The organism is Mangrovibacter yixingensis (assembly GCF_020523985.1).
Classification (GTDB): domain Bacteria; phylum Pseudomonadota; class Gammaproteobacteria; order Enterobacterales; family Enterobacteriaceae; genus Mangrovibacter; species Mangrovibacter yixingensis.
In genome coordinates, this window is the sequence record NZ_JAIVKM010000001.1 from 1,021,226 (window position 1) to 1,038,038 (window position 16,813).

The window sequence follows — 16,813 nt, forward strand, 5'->3', positions numbered from 1 at the left end:
CTGCGTTGATGAACATTCAGGCAAAATTGGTAATTCCGTAAAATTCCTTGTTCTTACAGGTCTCAACACGGAAAACCGCAACATTATTCCACTGCTGGGCCAGTTATAGCAAGATGACATTTGCCATTTATCACCTGGTTACTCACAGTTTTTTAACGTCACATTTCTGATTGTTGCAAATAGCAGCAAAAAAAAGCCCCAAAGCATTTTTCAACTGCCTGCGCAATAATATAAGCACAGAAAAATAAGTGGCGCTATGAGTCTGGGGTAATTAGAATCGCGCACCATGAAAACCGAGACACCGACCGTAAAAATAGTTGCTATTTCCGAAGAGGAAGCCGGGCAACGAATTGATAATTTTTTGCGCACTCAGCTGAAAGGCGTGCCAAAAAGTATGATTTACCGCATCTTGCGTAAAGGTGAGGTACGGGTAAACAAAAAGCGTATCAAACCAGAATATAAGCTGGTGGACGGCGATGAAGTGCGTATCCCTCCAGTGCGGGTCGCTGAACGTGAAGAAGATGCGGTGTCGCCTCATTTACAGAAAGTAGCGGCCCTGACCAACGCCATTTTGTATGAAGACGACCATATCCTTATTCTCAACAAGCCTTCTGGCACGGCTGTGCATGGTGGCAGCGGTCTGAGTTTTGGGGTTATTGAAGGCTTAAGGGCATTGCGCCCGGAGGCGCGTTTTCTTGAGCTTGTGCATCGTCTCGACCGGGATACTTCAGGTGTGTTATTGGTAGCTAAAAAGCGTTCAGCCCTGCGTTCACTTCATGAGCAACTTCGGGACAAAGGTATGCAAAAAGACTACCTTGCCCTGGTGCGCGGTCAGTGGCAGTCTCATGTAAAAGTTGTTCAGGCACCGCTTTTAAAGAATATTCTGAAAAGTGGTGAGCGTATGGTAAAAGTCAGTAGCGAAGGTAAACCGTCAGAAACCCGCTTCAAAGTGGAAGAACGCTTTGGTTTCGCCACATTGGTGCGTTGTAGTCCGGTAACCGGGCGAACTCACCAGATTCGTGTGCATACGCTTCATGCAGGCCATCCTATCGCTTTTGATGACCGCTATGGTGACCGGGAGTTCGACAGCCAGCTAAATGGCAGTGGGTTAGGGCGCCTGTTTCTTCATGCGGCCGCACTGCGATTCACTCACCCGGCAACGGGGGAGACCATACGCATCGAAGCCCCGCTTGATAATGAACTGAAGCAGTGTCTAACCTTTTTGCGCAAAACCAGCCGCGGCTGATTCTTATTTTACGCCGGGGTATATTTACCCGGCGTAAACCATCTACCCAGTCACATAAGTAATAACACTGCTTTATTATGGGGGGGCACGATGGTTTTATTTCTAACTGGTGTAACCTGTAAGCATTATTCAGCTAACGGATCCGCACCTGCCGCACGCAGCATTTCACATAGACGAATCAACGGTAGCCCAATCAGTGTATTGGGGTCCCGGCTGTCAATGCGTTCGAATAGCGTTATTCCAAGCCCTTCACATTTAAAGCTACCAGCACAATGTAATGGTTGCTCTAATGTGACGTAGCGACGTATTTCAGACTCAGACAAAGAGCGAAACCAGACATCAACATGTTCAACATCAACCTGAATGTGATTTGTTTGTGTATTAAGCAAGGCAATACCTGTAGAAAAACGCACTTTTTTCCCTTGAGCGGCTAATAATTGTTTTACCGCGTTTTCGTCCGTATGCGGTTTACCTGTGATGGTATTATTGAGTAAGCAGACCTGGTCTGAACCAATGATTAAATGATTAGGATAAGTCTCTGCCAAAGAACGCGCTTTATCTGCCGCCAGACGGGTGACCAGTTGGTCGGATGTTTCTCCCACCATTGGGGTTTCATCTGTATTTGGGCTGGCACAGGTGAAAGGCAGTGCAAGGCGATTAAGCAGGTCACGGCGAAACACAGAAGTGGAGGCCAGAATAATTGGAAGCATATTTTTTCTGTCATCTATAGCGAATTTATTCGCCACATTCTAAACTGTGCAGCCGCAATGTGTGCGAATAAATGGCAAAAGGTGAGTCATAATGCCTTTTTCTTTGACTCTAAGACGTTACAAAGTTAATATGCGCGCCCTATGCAAAAGGTAAAATTACCCCTGACACTGGATCCGGTACGTACCGCTCAAAAACGCCTCGACTATCAGGGTATTTATACCCCTGAACAGGCGGCGCGCGTTGCTGAATCCGTCGTCAGTGTGGACAGCGATGTAGAATGCGAAATGTCGTTCGCAATTGATAACCAGCGTCTCGCCGTTATTACTGGTGAGGCAAAGGTGTCGGTTACTCTGACTTGTCAGCGCTGCGGCAACACATTCCCGCATCACGTTCACACAACGTATTGTTTTAGTCCGGTCGTTTCTGACGAGCAGGCTGAAGCACTCCCGGAAGCGTATGAACCGATCGAGGTTAACGAGTTCGGTGAAATCGATCTACTGGCTATGGTTGAAGATGAAATCATCATCGCTTTACCAGTAGTTCCGGTGCATGATTCTGAACACTGTGAAGTGTCCGAGGCGGACATGGTCTTTGGTGAATTGCCTGCAGAGGCAGAGAAACCAAATCCATTTGCCGTATTAGCAAGTTTAAAGCGTAAGTAATTGAGGAGTAAGGTCCATGGCCGTACAACAGAATAAACCAACCCGTTCCAAACGTGGCATGCGTCGTTCTCATGACGCGCTGACCACTGCCAGCCTGTCTGTAGATAAAGTTTCTGGTGAAACGCACCTGCGCCACCATGTAACTGCTGACGGTTTCTACCGTGGCCGTAAGGTAATCGCTAAGTAATCTGGCGATACTTTGACACGTCTAACCCTTGCGTTAGATGCCATGGGGGGCGATTTTGGCCCTGCTGTGACAGTGCCTGCAGCTTTGCAGGCACTGGAATCTAATTCGCAATTGAACCTTCTTTTAGTCGGCAATCCCGACGCCATTACTCCATTACTTGCCAAAGCTGATTTTGACCAACGGTCGCGTTTGCAGATTATTCCTGCTCAGTCAGTTATTGCCAGTGATGCCCGGCCATCGCATGCTGTGCGTAACAGCCGTGGCTCTTCCATGCGCATAGCGTTGGAACTGGTGAAAGAAGGGCGGGCTCAGGCCTGTGTCAGCGCGGGTAACACTGGCGCATTAATGGGCCTGTCAAAATTATTATTAAAACCGTTGGACGGAATTGAACGCCCGGCTCTGGTCACGATGTTACCACACCAACAACGTGGAAAAACGGTGGTGCTGGACCTTGGTGCTAATGTGGATTGTGACAGTGATATGCTGGTTCAATTCGCTATTATGGGGTCTGTCCTTGCGGAAGAGCTGTTAGGGCTGTCTCAACCACGTGTTGCGTTGCTGAATATTGGCGAAGAAGAAACCAAAGGTCCTGAGCCGATTCGTCGTGCTGCTACAGTGTTGAACGCACTGCCTGCTATTCAGTACATCGGGTATTTAGAAGCAAATGAATTACTGACCGGGAAAACGGATGTGCTGGTTTGTGACGGGTTTGTTGGTAATGTGACACTAAAGACCATGGAAGGTGTGGTAAGAATGTTCCTTTCGCTGCTTAAATCGCAGTCGGAAGGGAAAAAAAGGGCGTGGTGGCTGATTTTATTAAAGCATTGGTTACAAAAGAGCCTGCAAAGGCGATTCAGTCACCTCAACCCCGACCAGTATAATGGCGCCTGTCTGTTAGGATTGCGCGGCACTGTAATTAAAAGCCACGGTGCGGCCAATCAGCGAGCGTTTGAGGTCGCGATTGAACAGGCAGTGCAGGCGGTGCGGCGGCAAATCCCTGAGCGGATTGCTTCTCGCCTGAAATCTGTATTACCCAAGAGTGACTGAGCGTACATGTATACAAAGATTATTGGTACGGGCAGCTATTTGCCTGAGCACGTGCGTACTAACGCCGATTTGGAAAAACTGGTAGAAACCACTGATGAGTGGATTGTTACTCGTACTGGGATCCGTGAGCGCCGCATTGCTGCGCCGGAAGAAACCGTTGCGACCATGGGCTATCAGGCTGCGTGTAATGCGCTGGACATGGCTGGTGTTGATAAAACACAAATTGGCTTAATTATTGTTGCCACAACGTCTTCGACGCATGCATTTCCAAGTGCAGCATGCCAAATTCAGGCGCAGCTTGGTATTAAAGGTTGCCCTGCCTTTGATGTGGCTGCAGCCTGTGCTGGTTTTACTTATGCGCTAAGCATCGCTGATCAATATGTAAAAAACGGTGATGTTGATTATGCGTTGGTGATCGGTTCTGACGTGCTGGCTCGTACCCTGGATCCAGAAGACCGTGGCACCATCATTTTATTTGGTGATGGTGCGGGTGCTGTGGTGCTGTCCAAATCTGAAGAACCCGGTATCATTTCTACGCATCTGCATGCTGATGGCTCTTATGGCAACCTGTTAACGTTGCCAAACCTGGATCGTGTTAACCCGGAAAACCCATCCTGGTTGACGATGGCAGGGAATGAAGTCTTCAAGGTAGCCGTTACCGAACTTGCACATATCGTTGATGAGACTCTGGCGGCCAATAACCTCAGTCGTGAAGCTCTCGACTGGCTGGTGCCACATCAGGCGAACCTGCGTATTATCAGTGCAACCGCAAAAAAACTGGGCATGTCTATGGACAATGTCGTGGTAACGCTGGACAGGCACGGGAATACGTCAGCGGCATCAGTGCCCTCAGCACTGGATGAAGCGGTTCGTGACGGGCGTATTAAGCCGGGTCAGTTAGTTCTGCTGGAAGCCTTTGGTGGTGGTTTCACCTGGGGTTCTGCACTGGTTCGCTTTTGATTAGCAGGGACAAAAAAATGACACAATTTGCTTTTGTTTTCCCGGGGCAGGGTTCTCAGTCAGTTGGTATGTTGTCTGAGCTTGCTGCACAGTATCCGGTGATTGAAGAAACATTTCGTGAAGCCTCTGATGTGTTGGGTTATGACTTGTGGGCGTTGGCTCAACAAGGCCCGGCAGAAGAATTGAACAAAACCTGGCAGACACAGCCTGCATTGCTGACCGCTTCTGTCGCCTTATGGCGTGTTTGGCAGCAGGCAGGCGGAAAAACACCGGCGCTGATGGCCGGGCACAGCCTGGGCGAATATTCTGCTCTGGTTTGCGCAGGCGTTATCGCATTTCGTGATGCAGTACGTCTGGTTGAACTGCGCGGTAAATTCATGCAGGAAGCAGTGCCGGAAGGCACTGGTGCAATGTCAGCTATTATTGGCCTTGACGATGCATCCATCGCTAAGGCTTGTGAAGAGTCTGCGCAAGGTCAGGTTGTTTCCCCGGTTAACTACAACTCGCCGGGCCAGGTTGTTATCGCTGGCAATAAAGAAGCAGTGGAAAGAGCAGGGGCTGCCTGTAAAGCTGCTGGCGCCAAACGCGCACTGCCTTTGCCGGTTAGCGTACCTTCCCACTGTGCGTTAATGAAGCCAGCGGCTGAAAAACTGGCAGTTGAACTGCAAAATCTCGCATTTAATGCGCCAGCCATTCCCGTTGTTAACAACGTTGATGTAAAATGCGAAACCTCTCCGGACGCTATCCGGGAAGCATTGGTTCGTCAGTTATACAGCCCGGTATTGTGGACACAGAGTGTTGAGTTCATGTCTGCTCAAGGTGTAAGCCAGTTATTTGAAGCAGGCCCAGGTAAAGTACTCACCGGGTTGACTAAACGTATTGTTGACACCCTGACTGCATCGGCCATCAATGAGCCGGCCGCACTGTCAGCGGCGCTTGAGCAATAATGAGGAACATTATGAGTTTTGAAGGTAAAGTCGCTCTGGTTACTGGCGCAAGCCGTGGTATCGGGCGTGCAATCGCAGAAAACCTGGTTGCACGTGGTGCGAAAGTGATTGGTACGGCAACCAGCGAAAATGGTGCCCAGGCAATCAGCGATTATTTAGGTGATAACGGGAAAGGTCTGGTATTGAATGTGACCGACCCGGCATCTATCGAGTCTGTTTTGGAAAACATCCGTTCAGCGTTTGGTGAAGTCGATATTTTGGTTAATAATGCCGGAATAACTCGAGATAACTTGCTCATGCGCATGAAAGATGATGAGTGGAACGATATCATTGAAACCAACTTATCATCAGTTTTCCGTCTGTCTAAAGCAGTAATGCGCGCTATGATGAAAAAGCGTCATGGTCGTATTATTACTATCGGTTCTGTGGTTGGTACCATGGGAAATGCTGGTCAGGCCAACTATGCTGCGGCAAAAGCCGGTCTGATTGGCTTTAGTAAATCACTGGCACGCGAAGTGGCGTCACGCGGCATTACAGTAAACGTTGTTGCTCCGGGCTTTATTGAAACGGACATGACGCGTGCGCTGTCTGATGATCAGCGTGCAGGTATTCTGGCGCAGGTTCCTGCGGGTCGCCTGGGCGACGCGAAGGAAATCGCCAATGCGGTTGTATTTTTGGCCTCTGACGACGCAGGTTACATCACTGGTGAAACCCTGCACGTCAATGGCGGAATGTACATGGTGTAACCACGCTATACTTTTTCTGCCCGGAGCTTTGCTGAATACAGATTGTCCACTTGCCTGAGTTATAATCAGGGAATGTGCGAAAATTCTGCGTTTATTGAGTCTGAGTGCGGAGAAGTAGAAAATTATTTGCGTTATTAGCGGGAATACCCGCAAAATAGCGTAAAATCGTGGTAAGACCTGCCGGGATTTAGTTGCATCTTTTTCAACATTTTATACACTACGAAAACCATCGCGAAAGCGAGTTTTGATAGGAAATTTAAGAGTATGAGCACTATCGAAGAACGCGTTAAGAAAATTATCGGCGAACAGCTGGGCGTTAAGCAGGAAGAAGTTGTTAACAGCGCTTCCTTCGTTGAAGACCTGGGCGCCGATTCTCTTGACACCGTTGAGCTGGTAATGGCTCTGGAAGAAGAGTTTGATACTGAGATTCCGGACGAAGAAGCTGAGAAAATCACCACCGTTCAGGCTGCCATTGATTATATCAACGGACACCAGGCGTAAGTGACATCTCCAGGCGGTCATTCGACCGCCTGAGTTTTATCTTTTAGTCCCACGCGTATCAATAATTTCCCTCCCTGGAGGACAAACGTGTCTAAGCGTCGTGTAGTTGTGACCGGACTGGGCATGTTGTCTCCTGTCGGCAATACTGTAGAGTCTACCTGGAAAGCTCTGCTTGCCGGTCAGAGTGGCATCAGCCTGATCGACCATTTCGATACTAGCGCCTTTGCAACTAAATTTGCTGGCTTAGTAAAGGATTTTAACTGTGATGACTTCATCTCGCGCAAAGAACAGCGCAAGATGGATGCTTTCATTCAATATGGAATTGTTGCTGGTATTCAGGCCTTTCAGGACGCCGGCATTGAAGTTACCGAAGAAAATGCCCATCGTATCGGTGCCGCTATTGGCTCAGGTATCGGCGGCTTAGGCTTGATTGAAGAAAACCATGGTTCACTGGTTAAAGGTGGCCCACGGAAAATCAGCCCATTCTTCGTTCCGTCTACCATTGTTAATATGGTTGCCGGGCACTTGTCTATTTTGTTTGGTTTACGTGGTCCAAGCATCTCTATCGCTACTGCCTGTACTTCTGGTGTTCATAATATTGGCCATGCCGCGCGTATTATTGCCTATGGCGATGCAGATGCGATGCTTGCCGGTGGGGCTGAAAAGGCCAGTACACCATTGGGTGTTGGTGGTTTTGGTGCCGCACGTGCTTTGTCAACGCGCAACGATAATCCTCAGGGAGCAAGCCGCCCATGGGATAAAGACCGTGATGGTTTTGTCCTGGGTGACGGTGCTGGCATTCTGGTACTCGAAGAGTATGAGCATGCCAAAAAACGTGGCGCTAAAATTTATGCCGAGCTAACTGGTTTTGGCATGAGTAGCGATGCATACCACATGACTTCACCACCGGAAGATGGCGCAGGTGCTGCGCTGGCGATGGTTAATGCACTGCGTGACGCGGGTATTACACCTGAGCAAGTGGGGTATGTGAATGCCCACGGAACTTCCACTTCTGCGGGCGACAAAGCAGAAGCTCAGGCTGTGAAAACAGTCTTTGGCGAAGCAGCACAACGTGTTCTGGTTAGTTCCACGAAGTCTATGACCGGGCACTTGTTGGGTGCGGCTGGCGCGGTTGAGTCAATCTTCTCGATTCTCGCGCTGCGCGACCAGTCTGTTCCGCCAACCATCAACCTCGATAATCCTGATGAAGGCTGTGATCTTGATTTTGTGCCTCATGAAGCACGTCAGGTATCAGGTATGGAATATACACTGTGTAACTCTTTTGGTTTTGGCGGTACTAACGGTTCGCTGATATTCAAACGTGTTTAACACAATGACTTCAGGCCCGTATTTTTCGGGCCTTATCTGTCTCAGACTCCTTCTCTTGCCCTCAACTTCTCTGCCTGTCACACTATCGCCTCCATGATGTGAGGATGAGTGATGTTCTTGATTAATGGCGAATACCAGTCACACCTGCCAGCGAACGACCGATCGATTCAATTTGGTGACGGTTGCTTCACAACTGCCCGAATTACCGCCGGAGAAGTGCGTTTTTTATCCCAGCATATTGCCCGTTTGCAGCAAGCTTGCCAGCGCCTGGCGATTCCTTTTACCCAATGGCAAATATTGGAAACAGAAATGTCAGAGATGGCTCGTTCCCACAATACTGCTGTATTGAAAGTGATAATCAGCCGTGGGAGCGGTGGGCGTGGCTACAATCCGGCACAATGCGAATATCCGGTGAGAATTCTGTCCGTATCGGGTTTTCCATCCTTTTACACAGAATGGAAAACAAACGGTATTACGTTGGCCCTGAGTTCTGTGCAAATGGGGATTAACCCATCTCTTGCAGGTATCAAACACCTTAACCGGCTTGAGCAGGTTCTTATTCGGGCGGAACTTGAGCAGACAAACCAGCATGAAGCCATTGTTCTTGACAGTGATGGCATGATGGTGGAATGTTGTGCCGCTAATTTATTCTGGCGCGAAGGTGACTCTGTATACACGCCTTACGTTAACCGGTCAGGTGTTAACGGAACCATGCGTCAACATATTATGGCCGAATTAGCGCAGCAGGGCAGAGTGGTACATCAAGTACGGGCTAAGCCTGATGCGTTGCTCCACGCAGATGAAGCCTTCATTTGCAATGCCCTGATGCCAATAATCCCGGTTCGGCAGGCTATTACCACGCGGTACACATCACGAGAGTTGTTTACCTCCCTTGCCCCACTATGCGAGTAAAAATATTGTCATGAAAAAAATGCTGCGCCTCGTTCTTGTGCTCATTCTACTGCTGGCTGTTGCTGCCGGAGTGGGCTACTGGAAAGTCCGTAAGCTGGCAGTAAGTACACTGCTGATTAAACAGGAAACGTATTTTACCCTGAAACCCGGCACCGGCCGGTTAGCTCTGGGTAACCAACTTTATGCTGAAAAAGTAATTAATCGCCCGCGTGTTTTCCAGTGGTTGTTGCGTCTGGAACCGCAACTGGCCAACTTCAAAGCGGGGACATACCGGATCACACCTGAGATGACAGTCAGGCAATTAATGGCGTTACTGGCGAGCGGTAAAGAAGCCCAATTCCCGTTGCGCCTGGTTGAAGGGCAAACTGTGCATCAATGGTTAGCTCAACTGCGGGATGCCCCTTATATTCGCCATACACTGAAAGATGATAGCTATGGTGAGGTTGCCAAAGCGCTGAAAATTCCCGAAGACGAAGTAGAAGGGGGATTTTATCCGGATACCTGGTTATATACCGCCGGAACCACGGATGTGGCTATGCTTGAGCGAGCACATCGAAAAATGGTGAATACAGTGGATAGCATCTGGGCCGCGAAGGCAGATAATCTGCCATACAAAAATAAAGAGCAGCTGGTTATCATGGCATCCATCATTGAAAAAGAAACCGCCGTTGCCAGTGAGCGTGAATTGGTTGCATCGGTATTCATTAACCGCCTGCGTATTGGCATGCGTCTACAAACAGATCCCACGGTCATTTACGGAATGGGTGCCGACTGGAATGGAAAACTGACTCGTAAGGATCTTGAAACGGCAACACCCTATAACACTTATGTGATTAGTGGGTTGCCACCAGGTCCGATAGCGATTCCGAGTGTGGCTTCATTGCAGGCTGCCGCTCACCCGGCAAAATCCCCATACCTTTATTTTGTTGCTGATGGTAAAGGTGGGCACACGTTCAGTACCAATCTGGCGAACCACAACAAGGCTGTACGCGCATGGATAAATACATTAAAGGAAAAAAATGCACAGTAAATTTATAGTGATTGAAGGCCTTGAAGGCGCAGGTAAAACCAGTGCTCAGAATGTCATTGTCGAGGTGTTGCGCTCTCGCGGTATTACCGACCTTGTGTTCACGCGTGAACCCGGTGGTACTGTTCTGGCAGAAAAGCTGCGTAGCCTGGTGTTGGATATTAAATCTGTGGGCGATGAAGTCATTACGGATAAAGCTGAAGTGCTGATGTTTTATGCTGCGCGAGTTCAGTTGGTGGAAACAGTCATTAAACCGGCACTGGCTCGTGGTGCCTGGGTTATTGGCGATCGCCATGATTTGTCTACCCAGGCGTATCAAGGCGGGGGCCGCGAAATTGATGCTCAGTTATTACAAACTCTGCGTAATGCCGTGTTGGGTGATTTTACGCCAGATTTAACGCTTTACCTGGACGTTGAGCCCAAAATTGGTCTGGCTCGGGCCAGAGCCAGGGGTGAACTCGATCGTATCGAAACTGAATCACTGGCATTTTTTGACCGCACACGCGCACGTTACCTGTCGCTTGCCGCACAGAATGAACGCATAGCGACAATTAACGCCAATGCGTCCCAGACAGAGGTCGCTGAATCTATTCGCCATACATTATACGAAACGCTGGCTCGCTGGGGAAAAGGTGGCAGTGAATGAAATGGTACCCATGGCTACGGCCGGCATTTGAGAAATTGTCAGGGCAGTACCAGGCCGGGCATGGGCACCCTGCGTTACTTATTCATGCCATACCCGGGATGGGAGAAGATGCCTTGTGTTATGCGCTGGCCCGTCTGAAGATGTGTCAGTCTCCACAAGGTAACAAAAGCTGTGGGCATTGCCGTGGGTGCCAGTTAATGCAAGCAGGGACACATCCGGATTACACGGTTGTCGTACCAGAAAAAGGAAAACAGAACCTGGGCATTGACGCCATTCGCGTTGTCACCGAAAAATTGTACACTCGCTCCAGCCTGGGTGGGGCGAAGGTGGTGTGGATCAAGGATGTCACGCAACTGACGGAATCCGCAGCCAATGCATTATTAAAAACTTTGGAAGAGCCACCCGAAAATACCTGGTTCCTTATGGCCTGCCATGAGCCGGATAAGCTATTACCTACATTACGTAGTCGGTGCTTTTACTTCCCATTAGGTATTCCTGATGAATCCTGGGCTCAGGCCTGGTTACAACGTGAATCCGGTGCTGATTCGGTCCAGTGTCTTGCTGCATTAAGGTTATCCTGTGGCGCCCCTGCGGCGGCGGTGTCGTTGTTGCAACCTGACAGCGCCGCGCTGCGCAGTAAATTTTGTGAACAACTTGCCCGGGCGCTTACTCACCAGGAGTTCTACAGTTTACTACCTGTTATCAACCAGGAGCGCGCCGGAGAAATATTGTGGTGGTTTTCGACATTACTCATTGATGCGCTTAAACTCCAGCAGCAGGCAGGGCAATCCATAATGAATGTGGATAAAGTGCCACTAGCGGAACAACTGGCCGGGTATCCAGGGATGGTACTTCAGGCAATTTGCACAGCAGTGTTTCAGCTGCGCGGGCAATTGCTGTCTGTACCCGGCATTAATCGTGAACTGTTGCTGGCAGAACAACTGCTTGCCTGGGAGCATTACCTGCAACCGGGAGCATCCCTCCCGCCAATACACCTGTAAGAGACAATTATGTTTTTAGTTGATTCCCACTGCCATCTTGATGGCCTCGATTACCAAACTCTGCATAAAGATGTGGATGATGTTCTCAGCAAAGCGGCGGCACGTGATGTCAGTTTTTGTCTGGCAGTGGCGACAACGCTTGATGGTTATGTTGCGATGCGTGAGCAAATTGGTGAACGCGATAACGTGGCGTTTTCATGTGGTGTTCACCCGCTGAATCAGGATGAAGAACTTGATGTTGATCGCCTGCACTCCCTGGCTGCTCAACAGGGTGTAATAGCTATGGGGGAAACCGGGCTGGATTATTACTACACCCCGGAAACCAAATTGCGTCAGCAATCTTCTTTTAGTCACCATATTGCAGTTGGCCGTGCGTTGAAAAAACCGGTTATTGTTCATACCCGCGATGCACGTGCAGATACACTGGCAATTTTGCGCCATGAACAGGTGATGGATTGTGGTGGGGTGCTACACTGTTTCACGGAAGATAAAGAAACGGCTGGCAAGTTACTGGATATGGGGTTCTATATCTCCTTTTCGGGCATTGTGACTTTCCGTAATGCTGAGTCGTTACGTGATGCGGCCCGCTATGTTCCACTGGACAGAATCCTGGTCGAAACTGACTCACCGTATTTGGCCCCTGTTCCTCACCGTGGTAAGGAGAATCAGCCCGCTTTGGTGCGTGATGTTGCTGAATATATGGCTGTACTGAAAGGTGTGGGCGTTGAAACTCTGGCAGAAATCACCACGAACAACTTCTCATCACTTTTCAATGTTGACCTTTCTGCTTTACGTCAAGCCAGGTAAATCCTTGTTATTTTAAGGCTCGTAATTAATCCGTAAAGCGAGTAAAGTTCACCGCCACAAAACAGGCGGTGAACGCCTCTTTTGTAACATCTGTATACGATTTGAGTGGTTAAATGCGATTTTTCTGCATGTCTGTCATTGAAACGTGACTGCCATCAAACAATAAAATCGCTATTTATTTTACTCTGCGTAATAAATAAAGGGCACTTAGATGTCCTGAAGAGAGTCTGTTTCTCCCCCAGACTCAAAGCGCATATCGCGTACAAAAAGCACAAATACTCAGGAGCACTCTCAATTATGTTCAAGAACGCATTTGCTAACCTGCAGAAGGTGGGTAAATCGCTGATGCTACCGGTATCCGTACTGCCGATTGCAGGTATCCTGCTTGGTGTGGGTTCCGCTAACTTCAGTTGGCTGCCAGCCATCGTTTCTCATGTTATGGCCGAAGCGGGCGGTTCCGTTTTCGCCAATATGCCACTGATCTTCGCAATCGGTGTTGCACTGGGCTTCACCAATAACGATGGTGTTTCAGGCCTTGCCTCTGTGGTCGCCTACGGCATTATGGTTAAAACCATGGCAGTTGTTGCGCCAATGGTTCTGCATCTTCCGGCTGACGAAATTGCAGCAAAACACCTGGCTGATACCGGGGTGTTAGGGGGTATCATTTCTGGTGCCATCGCTGCTTACATGTTCAACCGGTTCTACCGTATTAAACTGCCTGAGTATCTTGGCTTCTTCGCGGGTAAACGCTTTGTTCCGATTATTTCTGGTCTGGCAGCGATTATCACTGGGGTTGTCTTGTCCTTTGTATGGCCGCCAATTGGTTCTGCTATTCAGGATTTCTCCCAATGGGCAGCTTACCAAAACCCGGTTCTGGCCTTCGGCATCTACGGCTTTGTAGAACGTTGCCTGGTTCCTTTTGGCCTGCACCATATCTGGAACGTACCTTTCCAGATGCAGATTGGTGAATTCACCAACGCTGCGGGTCAGGTTTTCCATGGCGATATTCCGCGTTACATGGCGGGTGACCCGACTGCGGGTAAACTGTCTGGTGGCTTCCTGTTCAAAATGTATGGTCTGCCGGCTGCTGCCATCGCGATCTGGCATTCTGCAAAACCGGAAAACCGCGCCAAAGTTGGCGGTATCATGATTTCAGCTGCGCTGACATCATTCCTGACCGGTATTACTGAGCCAATCGAATTCTCCTTCATGTTCGTGGCACCAATCCTGTATGTGATTCACGCAATCCTGGCAGGTCTGGCTTTCCCGATTTGTATCCTTCTGGGTATGCGTGATGGCACCAGCTTCTCACACGGTTTGATTGACTTTATCGTACTGAGTGGTAACGGAAGCAAACTGTGGTTGTTCCCGATTGTCGGTCTTTGCTATGCCGCTGTTTACTACACAGTATTCCGTGTGCTTATCAAAGTTCTGGATCTGAAAACGCCTGGCCGTGAAGATGCCACCACTGAAACGCAGTCTGCTGCGACCAGCGAAATGGCACCAGCATTAGTCAATGCGTTTGGCGGCAAAGAAAACATCACTAACCTTGATGCCTGTATCACTCGTCTGCGTGTAAGCGTGGCTGATGTGGCTAAAGTTGATCAGGCTGGCCTGAAAAAATTAGGTGCAGCTGGTGTTGTTGTCGCAGGTTCAGGTGTTCAGGCTATTTTCGGTACTAAATCCGATAACCTGAAAACTGAAATGGATGATTATATCCGCAACAATTAATGTTGCCGGGGAGAGCGGAAAGGGGGCCATTGGCCCCCTTTTTGTATTAGAGGCAGGAAGAGTCTGGTTCATCAGCGCAGGCTGTGTCCTCAGGATGAAAAGCGTTACAATAAAGTGTTTTTACAGCAAGGTGTTGCGGGGCTTGTTATACTCCCATCACTGCGATTGACTAAAGGACACTAACATGGCTGAAGAGACCATTTTCAGTAAGATTATTCGTCGTGAAATTCCCGCGGATATTATTTGGCAGGACGAGCTGGTTACCGCGTTTCGCGATATTTCCCCCCAGGCACCAACACATATTCTGATTGTGCCAAATATCCTTATCCCAACAGTCAATGATACGTTGCCTGAACATGAGCAAGCGCTGGGTCACTTAATTACCGTCGCGGCAAAAATCGCTGAGCAGGAAGGTATTGCTGAAGATGGTTTCCGCCTGGTTATCAACTGCAACCGCCATGGCGGGCAGGAAGTGTATCACCTGCATATGCACCTGCTTGGTGGCCGTCCGTTAGGCCCATTATTGTCCCATAAAGGCGCATAATGATTCTGCGAGTGTTGTGCCTGGCCTGTTTTGCTGCTGTGTTAAGTGCATGCAGTTCAGGGGCGGTTATTCCAGTAAATAACAGCCAGACTTTAGTTATTGAGTCTTCGTTGCTGGTTGCTGGGATAACCGCCGAGCGCCCGGTAATTACCCATGCCGGAGTGAATACACTGGCGACGACATCACTTTATAACGAAAGTAATAAACCAGTGACAGTCCATTACCGCTTTTACTGGTATGACAAGAAAGGCCTGGAGATGCACCCATTAGATACGCCACACAATGTTATTGTGCCACCGGCGGCGTCAGTGGATATTCATGCAATTACCCAACAGCCTGGTGCAGACCAGGCCCGGGTGTATCTCTATCTTTGAAGGGGGAGATTTTGAAACAACGTATTTATCGTTATTTGTCTGTACTCAGCTTTGCGCTGGTGCTGTCTGGCTGTGTGCTGCGTAATGAACAGCAGCCTGCGCCAGTTGAGCCAGCTAAACCCGCACCAACACAGCCTGAACCCACGGTACCTTCCGTACCTCAAGTGCCGGCTCAACCAGAGCCAGTCATGCCAACATTACCCGTGACTCCACAACCCAGAGTACGCCATTACGACTGGAACAGTGCCTTTCAGCCGATGGTTGCACAAATGCTCAAAGCTGATGGTGTCACTGCCGGGAGCGTGCTGTTGGTTGATTCAGTGAACAACCGTACTAATGGTAGTTTACCGGCTAGTGAGGGGACACAGGCGTTACGCAACGCTCTGGCAAATAACCGCACCTTTGTTTTGGTGACTGACCAACAACTTGCAGTGGCTAAACAGCAACTGGGCCTGTCTGCACAAGACAGCCTGGGGTCACGCAGCAAAGCAATTGGTATTGCACGCAATGTTGGGGCGCAGTATGTGCTCTATACCAGCGCGAAAGGAAATGTGAATAATCCTGCCATTCAAATGCAGCTTATGTTGGTGCAAACAGGTGAAATTATCTGGTCTGGTAAAGGTGCCGTACAGCAAACGCAGTGATGCGGTGTTGCATCACAGTAACCCGGCGGCATTTGCCGCCGGCTCTGTTTCTGCAATTCAAGGGTTGAGTGGGAACAGTGTGTTGGTTGAACACGCTGGAGGAAAGTCGGTACGGCGCACTGCACCCACATTTGCAGAATTGCACCGTCAGTACCGGGTATTACAACGATTACCCCATTCACTGGCCCCGGCTCCTGTCTTTCTGACTCCACCCTGGTTGTATGTTGAATGGGTTGAAGGGCAGGTTGTTGAATCATACCCGCAACCAGATTTACTGGCCTGTACTCTGAGCAAGTTACATCGCCAACCTTTGTTTGGCTGGCGCATTGTTTTAATGCCTTTGTTACAGCGCTATTGGCAGAATGCTTCGCCAGCCCGGCGCTCAGTCTTGTGGCTTGCACAATTGAAGAAATGCCGCAAGCATCGGGAGCCAGCACCTATTTGCCTGGCACCGCTGCATATGGATATTCACCCAGGTAATATCGTCCACCATGGTGGTAGTATACGCCTCATTGACTGGGAGTATGCAGGTGATGGTGATGTGGGGCTTGAACTCGCAACACTCGCTATTGATGAATCTCCACAGTTTGCAGCATGTGTTGCGTCTTATGCCAGGCTCATGCACCTTAATGAGGTTACTCTTTGGCGTCAGATTCACCACTGGCTGCCATGGGTTCATTTATTGATGGCCTCTTGGTATGAGTGCCGTTGGCAGCAAACAAAATCCAGTGAATTTATTCAGCTTGCAGACCAGGCATGGTGCAAGTTGAAAAACACATAACAAGAAATAA

General features: G+C 49.3%; 20 protein-coding genes. 19 read left to right on the plus strand and 1 reads right to left on the minus strand.

Features of this window, described 5'->3' with window-relative positions; genetic code table 11:
• Window positions 1-286: 286 nt before the first annotated feature.
• The gene (gene rluC / locus LC084_RS04765; protein ID WP_226569807.1) at window positions 287-1,246 is read left to right on the plus strand and encodes a 23S rRNA pseudouridine(955/2504/2580) synthase RluC; all 960 of its coding nucleotides are present in this window, start codon (window positions 287-289) and stop codon (window positions 1,244-1,246) included.
• Between the two features lie 125 nt (window positions 1,247-1,371).
• On the opposite strand, the gene LC084_RS04770 is transcribed toward rluC, so the two are convergent.
• Window positions 1,372-1,956: a Maf family protein gene (locus LC084_RS04770; RefSeq protein WP_226569809.1), complete on the minus strand. Its 585-nt coding sequence runs from the start codon at window positions 1,954-1,956 to the stop codon at window positions 1,372-1,374.
• Window positions 1,957-2,097: 141 nt separating this feature from the next.
• On the opposite strand from LC084_RS04770, the gene yceD reads away from it, so the two are divergent.
• From yceD to thiK, 18 genes are all read left to right on the plus strand, one after another.
• Entirely contained in the window at window positions 2,098-2,619 is a 522-nt protein-coding gene (gene yceD / locus LC084_RS04775) for a 23S rRNA accumulation protein YceD (RefSeq protein ID WP_226569811.1), read from the plus strand.
• 16 nt (window positions 2,620-2,635) lie between these two features.
• Window positions 2,636-2,806 (plus strand): 50S ribosomal protein L32, encoded by a 171-nt coding sequence (gene rpmF / locus LC084_RS04780; protein WP_036108199.1) that lies wholly within the window; start codon window positions 2,636-2,638, stop codon window positions 2,804-2,806.
• A gap of 12 nt (window positions 2,807-2,818) precedes the next feature.
• Window positions 2,819-3,853, plus strand: coding sequence for a phosphate acyltransferase PlsX (plsX, locus tag LC084_RS04785; RefSeq protein ID WP_226569813.1), 1,035 nt, complete (start codon window positions 2,819-2,821; stop codon window positions 3,851-3,853).
• Window positions 3,854-3,859: 6 nt separating this feature from the next.
• Window positions 3,860-4,813, plus strand: coding sequence for a beta-ketoacyl-ACP synthase III (locus tag LC084_RS04790; RefSeq protein WP_226569815.1), 954 nt, complete (start codon window positions 3,860-3,862; stop codon window positions 4,811-4,813).
• Window positions 4,814-4,830: 17 nt separating this feature from the next.
• Window positions 4,831-5,760 carry an ACP S-malonyltransferase gene (fabD, locus tag LC084_RS04795; RefSeq protein ID WP_226569817.1) on the plus strand — a complete coding sequence of 310 codons (930 nt, stop codon included), beginning with the start codon at window positions 4,831-4,833 and terminating at the stop codon, window positions 5,758-5,760.
• A gap of 11 nt (window positions 5,761-5,771) precedes the next feature.
• Window positions 5,772-6,506, plus strand: coding sequence for a 3-oxoacyl-ACP reductase FabG (gene fabG, locus LC084_RS04800; protein ID WP_226569819.1), 735 nt, complete (start codon window positions 5,772-5,774; stop codon window positions 6,504-6,506).
• Window positions 6,507-6,770: 264 nt separating this feature from the next.
• On the plus strand, window positions 6,771-7,007 hold the full coding sequence (gene acpP / locus LC084_RS04805; protein WP_003857954.1) for an acyl carrier protein: 237 nt from the start codon (window positions 6,771-6,773) through the stop codon (window positions 7,005-7,007).
• An 87-nt stretch (window positions 7,008-7,094) separates the two neighbouring features.
• Window positions 7,095-8,336, plus strand: a complete 1,242-nt coding sequence (gene fabF, locus LC084_RS04810; protein WP_226569821.1) for a beta-ketoacyl-ACP synthase II — start codon at window positions 7,095-7,097, stop codon at window positions 8,334-8,336.
• 111 nt (window positions 8,337-8,447) lie between these two features.
• Window positions 8,448-9,248, plus strand: coding sequence for an aminodeoxychorismate lyase (gene pabC, locus LC084_RS04815; RefSeq protein ID WP_226569823.1), 801 nt, complete (start codon window positions 8,448-8,450; stop codon window positions 9,246-9,248).
• A gap of 10 nt (window positions 9,249-9,258) precedes the next feature.
• On the plus strand, window positions 9,259-10,278 hold the full coding sequence (yceG, locus tag LC084_RS04820; protein WP_226569825.1) for a cell division protein YceG: 1,020 nt from the start codon (window positions 9,259-9,261) through the stop codon (window positions 10,276-10,278).
• The gene (gene tmk / locus LC084_RS04825; protein ID WP_226569827.1) at window positions 10,268-10,921 is read left to right on the plus strand and encodes a dTMP kinase; all 654 of its coding nucleotides are present in this window, start codon (window positions 10,268-10,270) and stop codon (window positions 10,919-10,921) included. Before yceG ends, tmk begins: the two co-directional genes overlap by 11 nt.
• Complete coding sequence (gene holB / locus LC084_RS04830; RefSeq protein ID WP_226569829.1) at window positions 10,918-11,922, plus strand: DNA polymerase III subunit delta'; 1,005 nt, start codon at window positions 10,918-10,920, stop codon at window positions 11,920-11,922. The genes tmk and holB overlap by 4 nt, the downstream gene beginning before the upstream one ends.
• A 9-nt stretch (window positions 11,923-11,931) precedes the next feature.
• Window positions 11,932-12,729: a metal-dependent hydrolase gene (locus tag LC084_RS04835; RefSeq protein ID WP_226569831.1), complete on the plus strand. Its 798-nt coding sequence runs from the start codon at window positions 11,932-11,934 to the stop codon at window positions 12,727-12,729.
• A gap of 297 nt (window positions 12,730-13,026) precedes the next feature.
• The gene (ptsG, locus tag LC084_RS04840) at window positions 13,027-14,460 is read left to right on the plus strand and encodes a PTS glucose transporter subunit IIBC (protein WP_226569833.1); all 1,434 of its coding nucleotides are present in this window, start codon (window positions 13,027-13,029) and stop codon (window positions 14,458-14,460) included.
• A 184-nt stretch (window positions 14,461-14,644) separates the two neighbouring features.
• Window positions 14,645-15,004 carry a purine nucleoside phosphoramidase gene (gene hinT / locus LC084_RS04845; protein WP_226569834.1) on the plus strand — a complete coding sequence of 120 codons (360 nt, stop codon included), beginning with the start codon at window positions 14,645-14,647 and terminating at the stop codon, window positions 15,002-15,004.
• Complete coding sequence (locus LC084_RS04850; protein ID WP_264193401.1) at window positions 15,004-15,378, plus strand: YcfL family protein; 375 nt, start codon at window positions 15,004-15,006, stop codon at window positions 15,376-15,378. The genes hinT and LC084_RS04850 overlap by 1 nt, the downstream gene beginning before the upstream one ends.
• Before the next feature lie 23 nt (window positions 15,379-15,401).
• Window positions 15,402-16,022: a penicillin-binding protein activator LpoB gene (gene lpoB / locus LC084_RS04855; protein WP_404808352.1), complete on the plus strand. Its 621-nt coding sequence runs from the start codon at window positions 15,402-15,404 to the stop codon at window positions 16,020-16,022.
• Entirely contained in the window at window positions 15,976-16,803 is an 828-nt protein-coding gene (gene thiK, locus LC084_RS04860) for a thiamine kinase (protein ID WP_226569838.1), read from the plus strand. Before lpoB ends, thiK begins: the two co-directional genes overlap by 47 nt.
• Window positions 16,804-16,813 lie beyond the last annotated feature (10 nt).